The sequence below is a fragment of the Xanthomonas sp. MLO165 genome, from assembly GCF_018831305.1.
Classification (GTDB): Bacteria; Pseudomonadota; Gammaproteobacteria; order Xanthomonadales; family Xanthomonadaceae; genus Xanthomonas; species Xanthomonas arboricola.
In genome coordinates this window covers 2,018,062-2,031,947 of the sequence record NZ_CP029263.1, presented here as the reverse complement: position 1 = coordinate 2,031,947, position 13,886 = coordinate 2,018,062, and the positions used below count along the sequence as shown (strand labels likewise).

At 63.9% G+C, this 13,886-nt stretch carries 10 protein-coding genes and 1 tRNA gene; 3 read left to right on the top strand and 8 right to left on the bottom strand.

From position 1 onward, the window contains the following. Nucleotides 1-3: 3 nt before the first annotated feature. A complete protein-coding gene (pcnB, locus tag DGN21_RS08875) occupies nt 4-1,371 on the bottom strand; it encodes a polynucleotide adenylyltransferase PcnB (protein ID WP_024939771.1) in 1,368 nt (455 codons plus the stop codon). Nucleotides 1,372-1,418: 47 nt separating this feature from the next. Between pcnB and DGN21_RS08870 the strand changes: the two genes are divergently transcribed. Next, a tRNA-Glu gene (locus tag DGN21_RS08870) sits at nt 1,419-1,493 on the top strand. 438 nt (nt 1,494-1,931) lie between these two features. Here DGN21_RS08870 and folE2 read toward each other — a convergent pair. Both folE2 and DGN21_RS08860 read right to left on the bottom strand, forming a co-directional pair. Beyond that, nucleotides 1,932-2,861: a GTP cyclohydrolase FolE2 gene (gene folE2 / locus DGN21_RS08865; RefSeq protein ID WP_126966409.1), complete on the bottom strand. Its 930-nt coding sequence runs from the start codon at nt 2,859-2,861 to the stop codon at nt 1,932-1,934. A 35-nt stretch (nt 2,862-2,896) separates the two neighbouring features. After that, nucleotides 2,897-4,057: an N-acetylmuramoyl-L-alanine amidase gene (locus DGN21_RS08860; protein WP_126966410.1), complete on the bottom strand. Its 1,161-nt coding sequence runs from the start codon at nt 4,055-4,057 to the stop codon at nt 2,897-2,899. Between the two features lie 219 nt (nt 4,058-4,276). Here DGN21_RS08860 and DGN21_RS08855 point away from each other — a divergent pair, with 219 nt between their 5' ends. Further along, complete coding sequence (locus tag DGN21_RS08855) at nt 4,277-4,501, top strand: hypothetical protein (protein ID WP_046342384.1); 225 nt, start codon at nt 4,277-4,279, stop codon at nt 4,499-4,501. Between the two features lie 188 nt (nt 4,502-4,689). Beyond that, nucleotides 4,690-5,181: a hypothetical protein gene (locus tag DGN21_RS08850; RefSeq protein ID WP_102581221.1), complete on the top strand. Its 492-nt coding sequence runs from the start codon at nt 4,690-4,692 to the stop codon at nt 5,179-5,181. Here the strand turns inward: DGN21_RS08850 and DGN21_RS08845 are convergent. The 5 genes from DGN21_RS08845 to DGN21_RS08825 all read right to left on the bottom strand — a co-directional run bounded on the left by DGN21_RS08845 (nt 5,135) and on the right by DGN21_RS08825 (nt 13,821). Further along, entirely contained in the window at nt 5,135-6,673 is a 1,539-nt protein-coding gene (locus tag DGN21_RS08845) for an MASE1 domain-containing protein (protein ID WP_102257073.1), read from the bottom strand. The genes DGN21_RS08850 and DGN21_RS08845 overlap by 47 nt on opposite strands. Nucleotides 6,674-7,049: 376 nt before the next feature. Beyond that, entirely contained in the window at nt 7,050-8,477 is a 1,428-nt protein-coding gene (locus DGN21_RS08840) for a sugar porter family MFS transporter (protein WP_016904374.1), read from the bottom strand. Between the two features lie 87 nt (nt 8,478-8,564). Further along, the gene (xylA, locus tag DGN21_RS08835; RefSeq protein WP_104568532.1) at nt 8,565-9,902 is read right to left on the bottom strand and encodes a xylose isomerase; all 1,338 of its coding nucleotides are present in this window, start codon (nt 9,900-9,902) and stop codon (nt 8,565-8,567) included. A gap of 47 nt (nt 9,903-9,949) precedes the next feature. Further along, nucleotides 9,950-11,443 carry a xylulokinase gene (gene xylB, locus DGN21_RS08830; protein ID WP_016903224.1) on the bottom strand — a complete coding sequence of 498 codons (1,494 nt, stop codon included), beginning with the start codon at nt 11,441-11,443 and terminating at the stop codon, nt 9,950-9,952. Further along, nucleotides 11,440-13,821: a glycoside hydrolase family 95 protein gene (locus DGN21_RS08825; protein ID WP_160955165.1), complete on the bottom strand. Its 2,382-nt coding sequence runs from the start codon at nt 13,819-13,821 to the stop codon at nt 11,440-11,442. Before DGN21_RS08825 ends, xylB begins: the two co-directional genes overlap by 4 nt. Between the last annotated feature and the right edge of the window lie 65 nt (nt 13,822-13,886).

Below are 13,886 nucleotides of genomic sequence, written 5' to 3'. Positions count from 1 at the left end.
GCCCTACTCGCCTGCAGGCGCGCCGGTGCGACGGCGGCGGCGGCGGCGCTTGCGCGGTGCACCTTCCTCGCCTTCGTGATCGGCCTGCGCAGTTTCGATCGCATCGACCAGTTCCTGGCCGGAGGACTTCTGCGCCTCACGCCAGAACTCCACATCGGCGGCGTGATCGGCCGAGGCGAACTGGCGCAACACCAGGAAATCGAACGCGGCGCGGAAACGCGGGTGCGACAAGGTGCGGAACACGCGCTTGCGCTGACGCGAGGAGAAGCGCGTCTGCAGCAGCCAGATTTCCTGCATCGGCAGCGAGAAACGGCGCGGCAGCGCCACGCGCTCGAGCTGATGCAGGGTGACCCGGTCGGCGGCGCGACGCTGCGCGTCTTCCGGCTGCACGCCCTGTGCCTGCAGGCCCATCAGGGTGCGGCAGAACGCCGGCCAGAGCAGCAGGGCGAACAGGAACGCCGGCGACACCGGCTCGTCATTGGCCACGCGCGCGTCGGTATTGCGCAGGCCTTCCAGCACCATGGCGCGCAATGCGCCACTGCGGTTGGAGCGCAATGCGGCCGCACTCTCCGGGAACAGCGCACCGAGCAGGCCGTAACGCTCCAGCCCCTCAAAACTGGCCACACCGTGTCCGGACAGGAACAGCTTGAGGATCTCTTCGAACAAGCGCGCCGGCGCGGCCTCGGACAACAGACCGGCCAGGCGCGGGATGGGTTCTGCGGTGCCGGCTTCGATATCGAAGTTCAGCTTGGCCGCCAGACGCACCGCGCGCAGCATGCGCACCGGATCTTCCTGGTAGCGCAGTTCCGGGTCGCCAATCAGCTTCATCAGGCGCGCCTGCACGTCCTCGAAGCCGCCGCAGTAGTCGCGCACCGAGAAATCCTCGATCGCGTAGTACAGCGCGTTGCAGGTGAAGTCGCGACGGATCGCATCGTCTTCGATGGTGCCGTAGACGTTGTCGCGCACCAGCCGGCCGTTATCCAGTTCGCGGTCGCCGCTGCCATCGTCGATGTTGGCGCGGAACGTGGCCACTTCGATGATCTCGCGGCCGAACACCACATGCGCCAGGCGAAAGCGGCGGCCGATCAGGCGACAGTTGCGGAATAGCGCTTTGACTTCTTCCGGCGTGGCGCTGGTGGCCACGTCGAAATCCTTGGGATGGCCGCCGACCAGCAGGTCGCGGACGGCGCCGCCGACCAGGTAGGCACCAAAGCCCGATTCGCGCAGGCGGTACAGCACGCGCAGCGCGTTGGGGCTGATGTCCTTGCGCGAGATGGTGTGCTGATCGCGTGGGATGACGCGCAGCGTGAACGGAGATGTAACTGAGGGTTCGATGATGGCGCTTCCGTCTTGTGTTGCAGGATTGCCCAACGGGTTTTAGCGCACTATACTAGCGCGCTGCACAAGACGCACCAAACGCTCCCTTCGTCTAATGGTTAGGACGTGGCCCTCTCAAGGCTAAAACAGGGGTTCGAGTCCCCTAGGGAGCACCACCGTCGTCTGACTGCAGAACACGCCAAGACCCCGCATTGCGGGGTTTTTGCGTTATTGGGCATGGGTGGTTGCCGCTGGTCGGGTGGATGCGCCTCGATCCCGCCCAGGGTCAGAGAAGCGCAGCTCCCATGGCAACGCCATCGATCCAAGGTGCTGAGATGCGCCGACTGGCTGAGGCTGGTTACGGCGCCGGGCGCAGCGGGTTTGACCTTGCCGTCGATCGCGCACTTCAGTCCTGCAACTGCACGTGGTGCACCCTGGCGTGGGCGCATGGGCGTGGATCTTGCCGATCACCCCACTAAAAAAATCATGTACGGCCCGATCAACACATAGGCCTGCGCGACCGCGCGTCCGCATCGCCGCAGCGTGCGATCGACCTCGCACTTGCGCGCAGCAACGGCAGATCGACGTGGATGTTTGCACTGCATGGCAATTCCTCACTCGGCGAAGGAATGAAACGCATCGGCATCGGTATTACTGTCGGTTTCGGCGGTGGCGTCATGTGCATGCAGACTTTCCAGGTGGCGCACTGCCACATGGAAGACGGCGTGGCGCTCGGCCAGCACCTTGCGCAACCGCCGCGCGGCATCTTCGACATACATCAGGTTGGCGCCATTCAAGCGGGCAAACGCCTGCTCGTCGATGCGCCGTACCGCCGCCTGCACCGGCGTCGCCAGTGCCTGTTCGCACAGGCCGACCAGCTCGCGGATGTCCAAGCGCTGCGCGCATGCGCTCAGCTCCACGCGCACCTGCGCCACGCTGCGCTGGCTATGCGGCGTGGCGTACGAACCGTTGTGTTGCAGCCATTGCGCAACCTCTGCGATCGGTAACGCATCGCGCCCTTGGTGCTGCTGCAAAAACGCATCGCTCAGCAACTGGCGCGACAAGGCCGCCGAACAGGGACAGGTGGAGGCGTACAGCACATCGACCTGCAACTGGATCTCGGTGCGGCCTGCCCTGGATTGCGCATCGATGCGCACCGGATAGGCGCGCCAACCGCTCAGTCCTTCGCTGCGCAGCGCCGGCATCCGCAGCATCAACTCGAAGTTCAGCCCCAGCCGCGCCGCACGGCTGCCGCAATCGGCATGACTGTCGATCAGCGCCTGCAGCAGCTGCGACACCATCGCCGGCGACACCGGCTGCTCCAGATGCCGATCCAGCAGGCGGTACAAGCGCGACATGTGGATGCCCTTGAGTTCCGGGCGCGGCAGATCCACCTGCACGCTGGCACGCGCGGCTACGCTGCCACTGGGCCCGGCATCGGCCAGCCGCAGCGGCACGGCGATGTCCTGCATGCCGACCCAGCGCAGCGGCGCGCTCAGTGGGGAAGGTTCGGTAACGGCAACATCGGGCAGCGTGGCGGACATCGAAAGCTCGTAGAAGGGATGAGGGCAATCGCGCCTCAGGCGCGACCGGGAAACATCTGGAAGTAATCGTCGATACCGGCATGCAGCATGTGCGCCAGTTCGTCCTGATGCGTATCGCCGCACAGCCGCCGGCAATCGTCGCGATTGCTCATGAAGCCGGTTTCCACCAGCAGCGACGGAATATCCGGCGACTTCAACACGGCAAAGCCGGCCTGCCCGACCTGGTCCTGATGCAGCCGCGTCACCTGCTGCAGCCGCCCGAGCATCACCTTGCCGAACGCCACGCTGCTGGCGATGGTGCCGCTCAGCGACAGGTCGGCCAGCACCTGCGACAACACCGGGTTGCTTGGCACCCGCAGACGGCGCGTACTGTCGCCCATGTCGTCGGCGGCGTTTTCGCTGTCGGCGATCCAGCGCGCCAATGCAGAGCTGGCGCCGTTCTGCGACAAGGCAAACACCGACGCGCCGCGCGCCTGGCTGCTGGGCGCAGCATCGGCATGGATGGACACGAACAGATCGGCATTGCGGCGATGGGCGATCAACACCCGCTCGTGCAACGCCACGAAGCGATCATCGCTGCGGATCATGGTCGGCCGGTAACGCGGATCGGCCGCCAGGCGCTGGTGCAGCCGCCCCGCGACCGCCATGGCCACATGCTTCTCGTAGCGCGCATCGGCACTGACCGCGCCGGGATCCTTGCCGCCGTGACCGGCGTCGATGGCGACCACGTAGGGATGCAGGCGGGAGCGCGTGGGCGCAGCCGCCGCAACGGCTGGCTCGGTCGGATCGGCCGCGGACAACGACGCAGTGCCGGACACAGCAGCAAGATCGACCACCAGTGCACCATCCTCCCAGCGCGCCGTGGCTGTCAGCGGCTGCGCCAGATCGAGCACCACGCGCAGCCCATCGCCGTGCGAGCCGCTACGGATGGCGACGACCGCGAGATCGTCAGGCAATGGATCGATCTGCGGTGGTTGCGTCGAAACGCCCGGCAGGTCGATGACCAAGCGCGCTGGATTGGACAGGCTGAAGCTGCGGTAGGCGACCTGCGTACTCAATGCGAGCCGAAGTCGCAGTCCCGCGCCCTGACGCTGCAGATTGCAACTGCGCAGCAGCGGCTGCGGCTGCGCGTGGACCAGGTGCGGCGACAGCACCAAGGCGGCACCGACGGCGTGCAACACCTGCCGCCGCCTCATCGAGCCAACCCCGGAGGATCGACGTGGCCACCGCGCCACTTCGAGCACGGACGGTTCGGCATGGTGACCAGGCAAACGACACTCTGCGGCAAGGAACGCGACACGGCGTGACCGGACGAACGATGGATGAAGTGTTATAAAGTAACACTTATTGCGCAAAATCAAGCCCGCCGTGCCCCGCCACTGCCCTCACGTTCACTTTTACCGAAGAGCACAACGATGTCGCCCGTCATCCCCGACAGCTATACCGCCTGGCGCCACTGCATCGAAGTCGACTGCGCCCAGCCACTGACCGCCCCTTTCATCACCCAACGAATCGCAAGCCTGCGCGATCTGAGCGACCACCACACCCAGCAGTTCTTGCGTCGTTGGGGCGAATCTCATCACCGGCGAGTGATTGGATGGTTTGAACGTGCCGGTGGCGAACTCGAGCCGAGCCGCTAAATAGCGCGCGCGCTCCAGCACTGCACATCACGCCTGACCGGATAGGTCCAGGTAACAGCGGATGCGGTTGACTGTTCCTCGCTGATCGGCAACGGTATGCCGCAGCGATTTTCTGCGACAAACAATCAACAAAATCTGCCATTCAACACGTAACGTATAAGCGCCTGAATCGCAGGCGGAGTTGCCCCATGCAGGGGGAAGGCAAAATCATGAAGAACGCAAAAAATTGGCTTATGGCTTTTTGCGTCGTTGCTGGAATGCTGTCGTCAGGCATGGCAATGGCTCAATGCTGTGCCAATGGTGGCGTCGGCGTACATGCAATGACAGGACTTGGCGACAGCAATCCCAAGGCAGCCAACCTAACGATGGATCCGTCGCTTGCCATTTATGAACTCCATCGCGATGGAGTGACATATCTCCAGATCAACGATGTAACTGGAGTGGTCCACGCAGTGGTAGCACGAGTGGACAACGCACTCTGGACCTTGCCAATGGGCAAGGATGTAGAACGCGTCGTGCTGCCGGCGGCGAACAGGATTTCGGCAGGCACGAGTTCAAACAATCCGCCAATGTTTGATTCAACTCAGCGTGATCAAGCACGACTTGTCTACAAAACAAAGAACTTCACGGTATTCAACTGGCGGGAAGCAACTGGGGAACACTGGATAGTCTCCCCCTGACTGCAACGGAGACTGGCTCGGCAACCAGAAAGGTGAGAACCAACGCATGGCGGCGGCGAAACATGCCGCCATGCGCTTTCAAGCGCGCCTTCAGTTCAGCCTCCACATCGATCGAGTCGCTCTTGGCCGCCTCAGCTGACGACGAATCCGCAATCACGCGCACCAACACGCCCTTAGCTCCTCTCCCTGTCCAAGCACGAGCCTGAATGAAGTGCCGACTAGCCGGCGGCAAGATCTCCACACAATTGAGCGTACTGCGATAAGCACTCAATTGGAGCTCCAATGACAGCTTCCTGCAGTCACCGCGAAACACGCATTGAAACTGAGATTGGCAGAAGCGTTCGAGTGCTGACGAACGCAGAGCCTGATACAGCCCATGCGTCTCGATTTCCAACGGATACAGCGCGGCGACATACTGCTGAAGCAATTGCGACTCAAGGACACCAACCCGCGTCATCTCCATTGCTGCAGAATGCTGCCCTCTGCCCCTCAAATCAGCCACCACATCTTTGCGCATCTTGTTGATCTGAACATTGATGTCAGAGTATTCGAGCACCCGATTGCGCAACATGCGCTCAGCACTGGAATAGCTTGCTCGGGCTAGTGTGAAGGCATCATCTCTTGGCTGGCTCGAAACCTTATCGCGGGCAGGCTTGCGCAGACGAGCATTGAAAACAAAAAGAGCCGTCGTCGTGACCGCATAGAGCAACTGGATACTAAAAACTTGTTGATCAAAAAACCCGATCTGATACACCCGAGGAAGCGAGAACTCAATTGCGAAGCTTGCCAATAGTGACCCTAGAGCACTGCCTCTCCACCCCTGCCTGAAAGTCAACACGACCATTGGCACGAGCATCGCAACCATCAAGATGCTTCGAGTCAGTGGTTCCTGCGAGACCCCTAATAAGAAGAACAGACCGAGGATAACAGCCACCGCGATTCCGAGATCTCGCTGGAGACTCGGGCGTACAGGACCGTCATTCCAGTTCGCCCATAACATCGCAGGAAGAAGCAAGACCAGCATGCCCAGATAGCTACCTGACCAATAGAGCACTATCAGGTCTAGTGCAGGGTCAGCCTGCGGTCCACCGAGGGTCGCGTTTATTAACAGACTGCATATAGCGTTCCAGAGAGCTATCGCAAGAGCAGCAGGAATAAACCATTGCTGGCTTTTAACAATATGAGGAACTTGATATCGAAGCAGGCCAATCGCCCCAGCAATCAAAGGCGCATGAATGAAGGGACTTAGATATGACCATAACGGATTGAAGCCCTGTAACTCGCCTAGCGGAATACGCAAGAACAACATCGCCGCAGCGTCACCTGCCAACAGAAAAGGCCACTCGCGATAAGGCCGAAAGAGCAAGGCGACTACGCGCAAACCAACCGGCAGATACCATTGTTCGATCGACAAGCGCCAAAGCATCAGAAACACCAGGCAGTAGCACACGCTGATCAGCATGCCCCTGACAAGTTCTTTAGCTACCGCCATACCACCACTCCTTGGTTCCACGATTCGCCCTAGTCTGGAGGGAAACTGCCTGGTGGAGTATAGCGGTGGCGCACAATTTGCAAAAAGAGCCGGTGCCCTTGCAGGCGGTTATCGCCATTGAAGACGCGCATTGCACTTTGCTGGTGCGTTGGGCCACGCGGGAATCAGGCCGCCTGACACAGCACAGGTCAGAGCTGCCGGCAGTCACGAGACGACGCACGCACCCAATCCAGCCCAACGATGACAGCCAGCGCGATTGAGGCGCCCGCAGGCATGCGAGACATCGGCAAGATCCCGGCGAGACCGTCAACGAACAAGGCCGCGCAGTGCGCGGCCTTGTTCGTCTTCCATGCCGATATCAGCATAACGGGGCAGATCAGCCCTCCATCTGCTCCAGCTCCTTGCCCTTGGTCTCGTAGACATACTTGAGCACGAAGAACACCGAGATGAAGGCGGCGACGGTGTAGATGCCGTAGGCGCCGGCCAGGCCGATGCTGCCGAGCAAGATCGGGAAGCTGACGGTGATGGCGAAGTTGGAGGTCCACTGCGCGGCGCCGGCAATGGCCAGGCCCGAGCCGCGGATCTGGTTCGGGAACATCTCGCCCAGCATCACCCACATCACCGGGCCCCACGAGGCATTGAAGAACACCACGTAGACGTTGGCGGCCACCAACGCGAGCATGCCCATGGCATCGGACATGGCGAGCTTGCCGTTGGGGTCCAGCGAGGCGGTGGCGAAGGCATAGGTCACCAGGGCCAGCGAGACCGCCATGCCGGCCGAGCCGATCCACAGCAACGGCTTGCGGCCGATCTTGTCGACCAGCATCACCGTGACCAGGCAGGCGCCGATACTCAGGCCGCCGGAGAGCACGTTGATCAGCAGTGCGTCCTGCTCGGAGAAGCCCACCGCCTGCCACAGCACCGCGCCGTAATAGAACACCACGTTGATGCCGACCAGTTGCTGGAACACCGCCAGGCCCACGCCGATCCAGACGATCGGGCGGATCTTGCCGGTGGCCTTGTTGATGAGGTCGGAGAACTTGGGCTTGTGCTGGTCGGCCGACATCGAGGCCGAGATCTCGGCCAGCTTGGTCTGCGCGGCGGCGTTGCCGTATAGCCGCTTCAACACCACCAGCGCCTGCTCGCGGCGGCCCTTGACCACCAGGTAGCGCGGGCTTTCCGGGATGACCAGCAACAGCAACAGGAACAGCAGCGAGGGAACCGCCTGCATCCAGAACATCCAGCGCCAGGCGGCCTGCCCGGCCCATAGCGGCTCGGTGGAGGCACCGGCGGCGTTGGCCAGCAGGTAGTTGCTCAGGAATGCGCAAAACAGCCCGCTGATGATGGCGATCTGCTGCATCGTGGCGAGCCGGCCGCGATAGCGCGCGGAGGCGACCTCGGCGATGTAGGCCGGCGAGATGACGCTGGCGGCGCCCACCGCAAAGCCGCCCATCACGCGAGCGAAGATGAAGAAGCCGGAACTGTGCGAGGCACCGGCGCCAATGGCCGAGAGCAGGAACAGTGCCGCCGAAATGATCAGGACCGCGCGGCGGCCCCAGCGGTCGGCCAGACGGCCGGCAAAGAAGGCGCCGATGGCGCAGCCCAGCAGCATCGAGGCGACTTCGAACCCGGTCTCGGCGGCGCTGGAATTGAAGGTCTGCTTCAGGCCGTCGACAGTGCCGTTGATCACACCGCTATCGAAACCGAACAAAAAACCGCCGATCGTGGCTACGCAACTGATCAAGACGATAAAACGGGTGTTCTCACCGGCATCGGGGGCGCCGTTTACGGAGACACTGGACATGGATTCACCTGGAAGCATGCAAGGGAGCGGCCACGGGGGCGGCCGACATCGGCCGGCGACGCGCAACGCGCCGCCGGCCACGGGACATCAACGGGTCAGATACTGGTTGATCAGGTTCTCGTAGGCTTCCTGACGGCCGCTGAGCTGCTTGGGTTCGTTGCCGGCGGCGTACTTGGCCAGATCCACCAGCGTGCTGCTGCCGTTGGCAAAGTCCGCGCCCGCGCCGCTGTCGAAGCTGGCGTAGCGCTCGGCGCGCCACTGCTCCAGCGGCGAGGAGGTCAGCAGCGCATTGGCCACTTCCAGCCCGCGTGCGAACGCGTCCATGCCGCCGATATGCGCCAGGAACAGATCCTGCGGGTCCGACGACTCGCGGCGCACCTTGGCATCGAAGTTCAGCCCGCCCGGTGCTAGCCCGCCCTGGCGCAGCACCACCAGCATCGCGCCGACGGTGTCGTACAGGTCGGTCGGGAACTGGTCGGTATCCCAGCCGTTCTGCGGGTTGCCGCGGTTGGCATCGATACTGCCGAGCAGGCCGGCATCGGATGCCACCTGCAGGTCGTGCTCGAAGCTGTGGCCCGAAAGCGTGGCGTGGTTGGCTTCGATGTTGAGCTTGAAGTCCTGGTCCAGGCCGTGCTGGCGCAGGAAGCCGATCACCGTGGCGCTGTCGAAGTCGTACTGGTGCTTCATCGGCTCCATCGGCTTGGGCTCGATCAGGAAGTTGCCGGTGAAGCCGATCGCGCGGCCGTAGTCGCGTGCCAGGGTCAAGAAGCGCGCCATGTTGTCCTGCTCGCGCTTCATCTGGGTGTTGTGCAGGCAGGCATAGCCTTCGCGGCCGCCCCAGAACACGTAGTTCTCGCCGCCCAGCTCGACGGTGGCATCGATCGCGGCCTTGACCTGCACCGCCGCACGCGCGACGACATTGAAGTCCGGGTTGGTCGACGCACCATTCATGTAACGCGGGTGCGAGAACAGGTTGGCGGTGCCCCACAACAGCTTGATGCCGGTATCGGCCTGGCGCTGCTTGGCAATGCCGACCATGTGCTTGAGGTTGCTCTGGTACTCGCCGATGTCGTCGGCATCGGGCGACAGATCCACGTCGTGGAAGCAGTAGTACGGCACGCCGAGCTTGGTGAAGAACTCGAACGCGGCATCGGCCTTGGCTTCGGCGCGATTCAACGCGGTGTTGCCGATATCCCACGGGTACGCGCGCGTGCCCGGGCCGAACGGATCGGCGCCGTTGCCGCAGAAGCTGTGCCAGTAGGCCACGGCAAAGCGCAGATGCTCGGCCATGGTCTTGTCGCCGACCTGCTTGTTGGCGTCGTAGACCTTGAACGCCAGCGGGTTGTCCGAGTCGCGGCCTTCGAAGCCGATCTTGCCGATACCGGGGAAATATTCCTTGGCGCCGATGTAGACGGTGTTGCTCATGGGGTGGAATGTCCTTGCTGCTGGGGGAGTTGTAGAAAGCGTGTCGATCAGCCGGCGTAGAGCGGGCTGACCACATGCAGGTGCTTGAGGAAGTGCTGGTAGTGCTGCTGATACTGGGCCACGCGCTGCGGATCCGGGCGCGCCGACAGGCTGTCGTCGACTTGCAGATGCTCCAGCACCACATCCGACAACGCGTGCGTACCGCCGTCATCGCGATCGCAGGCCCACAAGGCCTGCAGCGCGGCACCGAAGGCAGCGCCTTCGGGCTGGGTCGGCACCACGACCTGCAGGTTGAAGATATCGGCCACCATCTGCCGCCATTGCGCGCTCTTGCTGCCGCCGCCGGTGAGCAGGATGGTGTCGAACTGCAGACCCGCCGCAACGAAGGCATCGAAGCCGTTGCGCAGGCTATAGGTCGCCCCTTCCATCGCGGCGCGATAGAAATGCGCCGGGGTGGTGTTGTGCAGGTCCATGCCGAACAGGCAGCCGCGGGCGGCCGGCAAGTCCGGGGTGCGCTCGCCGTTGAAGAACGGCAGCAGCACCAGCCCATCGGCGCCCGGCGTGGTACTCGCGATCAAGGCGTCGGTCTGCTCGCGGGTGATCGAGAACATGCGCATCACCGCCTCGGTGGCGACGGTGCAGTTCATGGTGCAGATCAGCGGCAGCCAGCCGCCGCTGGACGAGCAGAACGCGGCCCAGCGTGCCTCGTCGTCCACCACCGGGTGATCGGCGTAGGCGAACAAGGTGCCCGAGGTACCCAGGCTCATGGTCAGGCGTCCCGGCACCACGTTGCCGGTGCCGATGGCGGCCATCATGTTGTCGCCGCCGCCGGTGGTGACACGCACGCCGGCCGGCAGATTCAAGGCATCGGCGGCTGCGTCGGACAAGGCATAGACCGCGCCGGTCTCCACCAGCGGCGGCAGTGCCTCGCGCAGGTCGCGCTGCGCATCCACCGCGCCGAGCATGCGCTCGGACCACTGCCGCGTGCGCACGTCCAGCCAGCCGGTGCCGGAGGCATCGCCGACTTCGGCAAAGCGCTCGCCGGTGAGCCAGAAGTTCACGTAGTCGTGCGGCAGCATCACCGTGGTCATCGCCGCGTACGCCTCGGGGCGATGCTTGCGCGTCCACGGCAGCTTGGAGGCGGTGTAGCCGGCCATGATCGGGTTGCCGGCGGTGGCCACGCTGCCTGCGGCGCCGCCCACCGCATCCATGATTTCCTCGCATTCCAGTGCGGTGCTGGTATCGCACCATAGCTTCACCGGTGCGGTGACGCTGCCATCGGCGGCCACCGGCACGAAACCGTGCTGCTGACCGGAGACCGAGATGCCACGCACCTGCGCACGCTGCTCGCCATCGAGCTGCGCGAAGCAATGCACGATGCCGTCGATCCACCACTGCGCCTGTTGCTCGCGGGTGCCGTCGTCGCGGCTGATCAGTTCCATCGGCGCGGCGATCGTGGCGACCACGGCGCGCTCCTGCGGATCGTAGGCCACCAGTTTGACGCTCTGCGTGCCCACATCCAGTCCTACGTACAAGCTCATTGCGTCACCAATCGGTTGTTGTTGAGGCCCACCTGCCGGGTGCGGCCGGCACCCAGTTCCAGGTCCAGGGTCTGCCCTGCGTAAGACAGTTGATAGCGCCCGCCCCGCTCGCTGTGCACGCGTGCCTGCTGCAGGCGGCCGCCCTCCCAGTGCAGGTCCACGCTGGCACCGCCGCGCACGCGCAAGCCACGCACACTGCCGCGCGGCCATGCCTTGGGCAAGGCAGGCAGCAGGAACACGCTGCCGCCCCAGCTTTGCAGCAGCATTTCGGTGATGCCGGCGGTGCCGCCGAAGTTGCCGTCGATCTGGAACGGCGGATGCGCGTCGAACAGATTCGGGTAGGTGCGTTCGGGCGAGATCAGCAGTTGCAGGATGCGGTAGGCATGCTCGCCATCGGCCAGCCGTGCCCACAGATTCAGCCGCCAGCCGATGCCCCAGCCGGTGGCGTTGTCGCCGCGCGTTTCCAGCGTGCGCTTGGCCGCGGCGGCAAGCTCGGGCGTATCGCGCAGATTGATCTGGCTCGAAGGATGCAAGGCGTACAGATGCGAGACGTGGCGGTGATGGATCTCCGGCGCCTGCATGTCCCAGTCCTGTTGCCACTCCTGCAATTGTCCCGCCTTGCCGATGCGGTTGGGCGGCAATTGCTCGCGCAGCGTGCTCAGTTGTTGCGCGAAGGCGTCGTCGGCCTTGAGCAGCTTGCTCATCGCGATGCATTGGGCGAACAGATCGCGCAGCAGCTGCGCATCCATGGTGGGGCCGGCACACAGCGCGGCGTTGAACGGATGCTGGTTTTCCGGCGACATCGACGGGTTGGTCACCATCGCGCCAGTCTGCGGATCGCGCACCAGCGTGGCGACGAAGAACTCCGCCGCGCCCTTGAACAAGGGGTAGATCCTGCCCAGATAGGCACGGTCGCGGCCGTAATCCCAGCGATCCCATAGCTGCTGCAACAGCCAGACGCCACCCATCGGCCACAGGCTCCACTTGGCGCCATCGATCGGCCCGGCCTGGCGCCACAGATCGGTGTTGTTGTGCACCACCCAACCCGGTGCGTCGTACATCGCACGTGCGGTGTGCGCGCCGGTCTTGGCCAGATCGAACAACATGGATTCCAGCGGTTCGACGCACTCGTGCAGCGCGTTGGCCTCGCTGGGCCAGTAGTTCATCTCGGTGTTGATGTTGATGGTGTACTTGCTTTCCCACGGCGGCTGCATCAGGTCGTTCCAGATGCCCTGCAGATTGGCCGGCTGGGTGCCGGGCCGCGAGCTGCAGATCAGCAGGTAACGGCCGAACTGGTGATACAACGCGGCCAGCGCCGGGTCGTTGCCCTGCGCAAAACGCTGCACGCGCTCGTCGGTGGGCAGTGCTGCCGCCTCGCTGGTGCCGAGATCGATTGCCACGCGCCGGAACAGCCGCTGGTGATCGGCCAGATGCGCACGCAGCAATGCGGCATAGTCCAGCTTGCCGGCCTTCTGCATGCTTGCTGCGGTCAATGCCAGCGGATCGCCATCGACTGCATCAAAGCGTTGGTAGCTGGTGGCGGCGGTGAGCAGCAGCACCACTTCATCGGCGGCGTCGATGCGCAGGCGGTCACGCAGCCCGCTGAGCGTGCCGCCCTTGACCTGCGGCAGCACGCGCAAGGCAAAACGCAGCTTGCCGTCGATGCCGGCGAAGCTGCCGTTGCGGCCGCTGAACAGCAGCCCGCCCTGCTCCACCGTGACCGCGCCGGTCTGCGGGCTGTCGATGCCCACGCGCAGGGAAATCGCGCGTGGCCGATCGCAGGACAGACGCACCACGATGCATTGCGACTGCGCCGACACGAACACTTCGCGCTTGTGCACAGCACCGCCGGAGCGGAACGTGGTGGTGGCTACGCCGGTATCCAGATCGAGCTGGCGGCGATACTCGCTGATGCCGTCGGCACGATCGAAATCCAGCAACAGATCGCCCAGCGGTTGATACGGCATCTGCTTGAGCGGACGCGAGAGCATCTTGGCGTCGGCCAGGGTTTCGGCTTCGGCATAGCGCCCGGCAAACACGAGCGCGCGCACCTGTGGCAAGGCTGCAAGTGCTTCGGGGCTGGTGGCATCGTACGGGCCACCTGCGTACAGCGTGTCCTCGTTGAGTTGCAGGCGCTCGTGGGCAATGCCGCCCCACACCATCGCGCCCAGCCGGCCGTTGCCGACCGGCAGCGCCTGCACCCATTCGTTGGCCGGTTCGCGGTACCACAGCTGCAAAGCATCGCCCGCAGCAACGGCAGGCAGCGATTGCTCGCCGGCAGCCTTGGCCGGCGCAGCAATGGCGGACGCAGCCGGCGCAGCGCCCAGCGCCGCGAGTGCGGCACCGGTTGCCTTGCAGACTTCCCTGCGGGTCAGCACGTGCACCACCGTGCTGCATGACCGGACCTGCACGCCCGAGCCTTGCGGCGATCCGGCATCTGCGC

Excerpts from the sequence above, each read along its gene's own strand:
- folE2 (WP_126966409.1), bottom strand. The coding sequence starts at position 2,861 with ATGTCCGCCACGCTGCCCGATGTTGCCGTTACCGAACCTTCCCCACTG.
- DGN21_RS08860 (WP_126966410.1), bottom strand. The coding sequence starts at position 4,057 with ATGAGGCGGCGGCAGGTGTTGCACGCCGTCGGTGCCGCCTTGGTGCTG.
- DGN21_RS08855 (WP_046342384.1), top strand. The coding sequence starts at position 4,277 with ATGTCGCCCGTCATCCCCGACAGCTATACCGCCTGGCGCCACTGCATC.
- DGN21_RS08850 (WP_102581221.1), top strand. The coding sequence starts at position 4,690 with ATGCAGGGGGAAGGCAAAATCATGAAGAACGCAAAAAATTGGCTTATG.
- DGN21_RS08845 (WP_102257073.1), bottom strand. The coding sequence starts at position 6,673 with ATGGCGGTAGCTAAAGAACTTGTCAGGGGCATGCTGATCAGCGTGTGC.
- DGN21_RS08840 (WP_016904374.1), bottom strand. The coding sequence starts at position 8,477 with ATGTCCAGTGTCTCCGTAAACGGCGCCCCCGATGCCGGTGAGAACACC.
- xylA (WP_104568532.1), bottom strand. The coding sequence starts at position 9,902 with ATGAGCAACACCGTCTACATCGGCGCCAAGGAATATTTCCCCGGTATC.
- xylB (WP_016903224.1), bottom strand. The coding sequence starts at position 11,443 with ATGAGCTTGTACGTAGGACTGGATGTGGGCACGCAGAGCGTCAAACTG.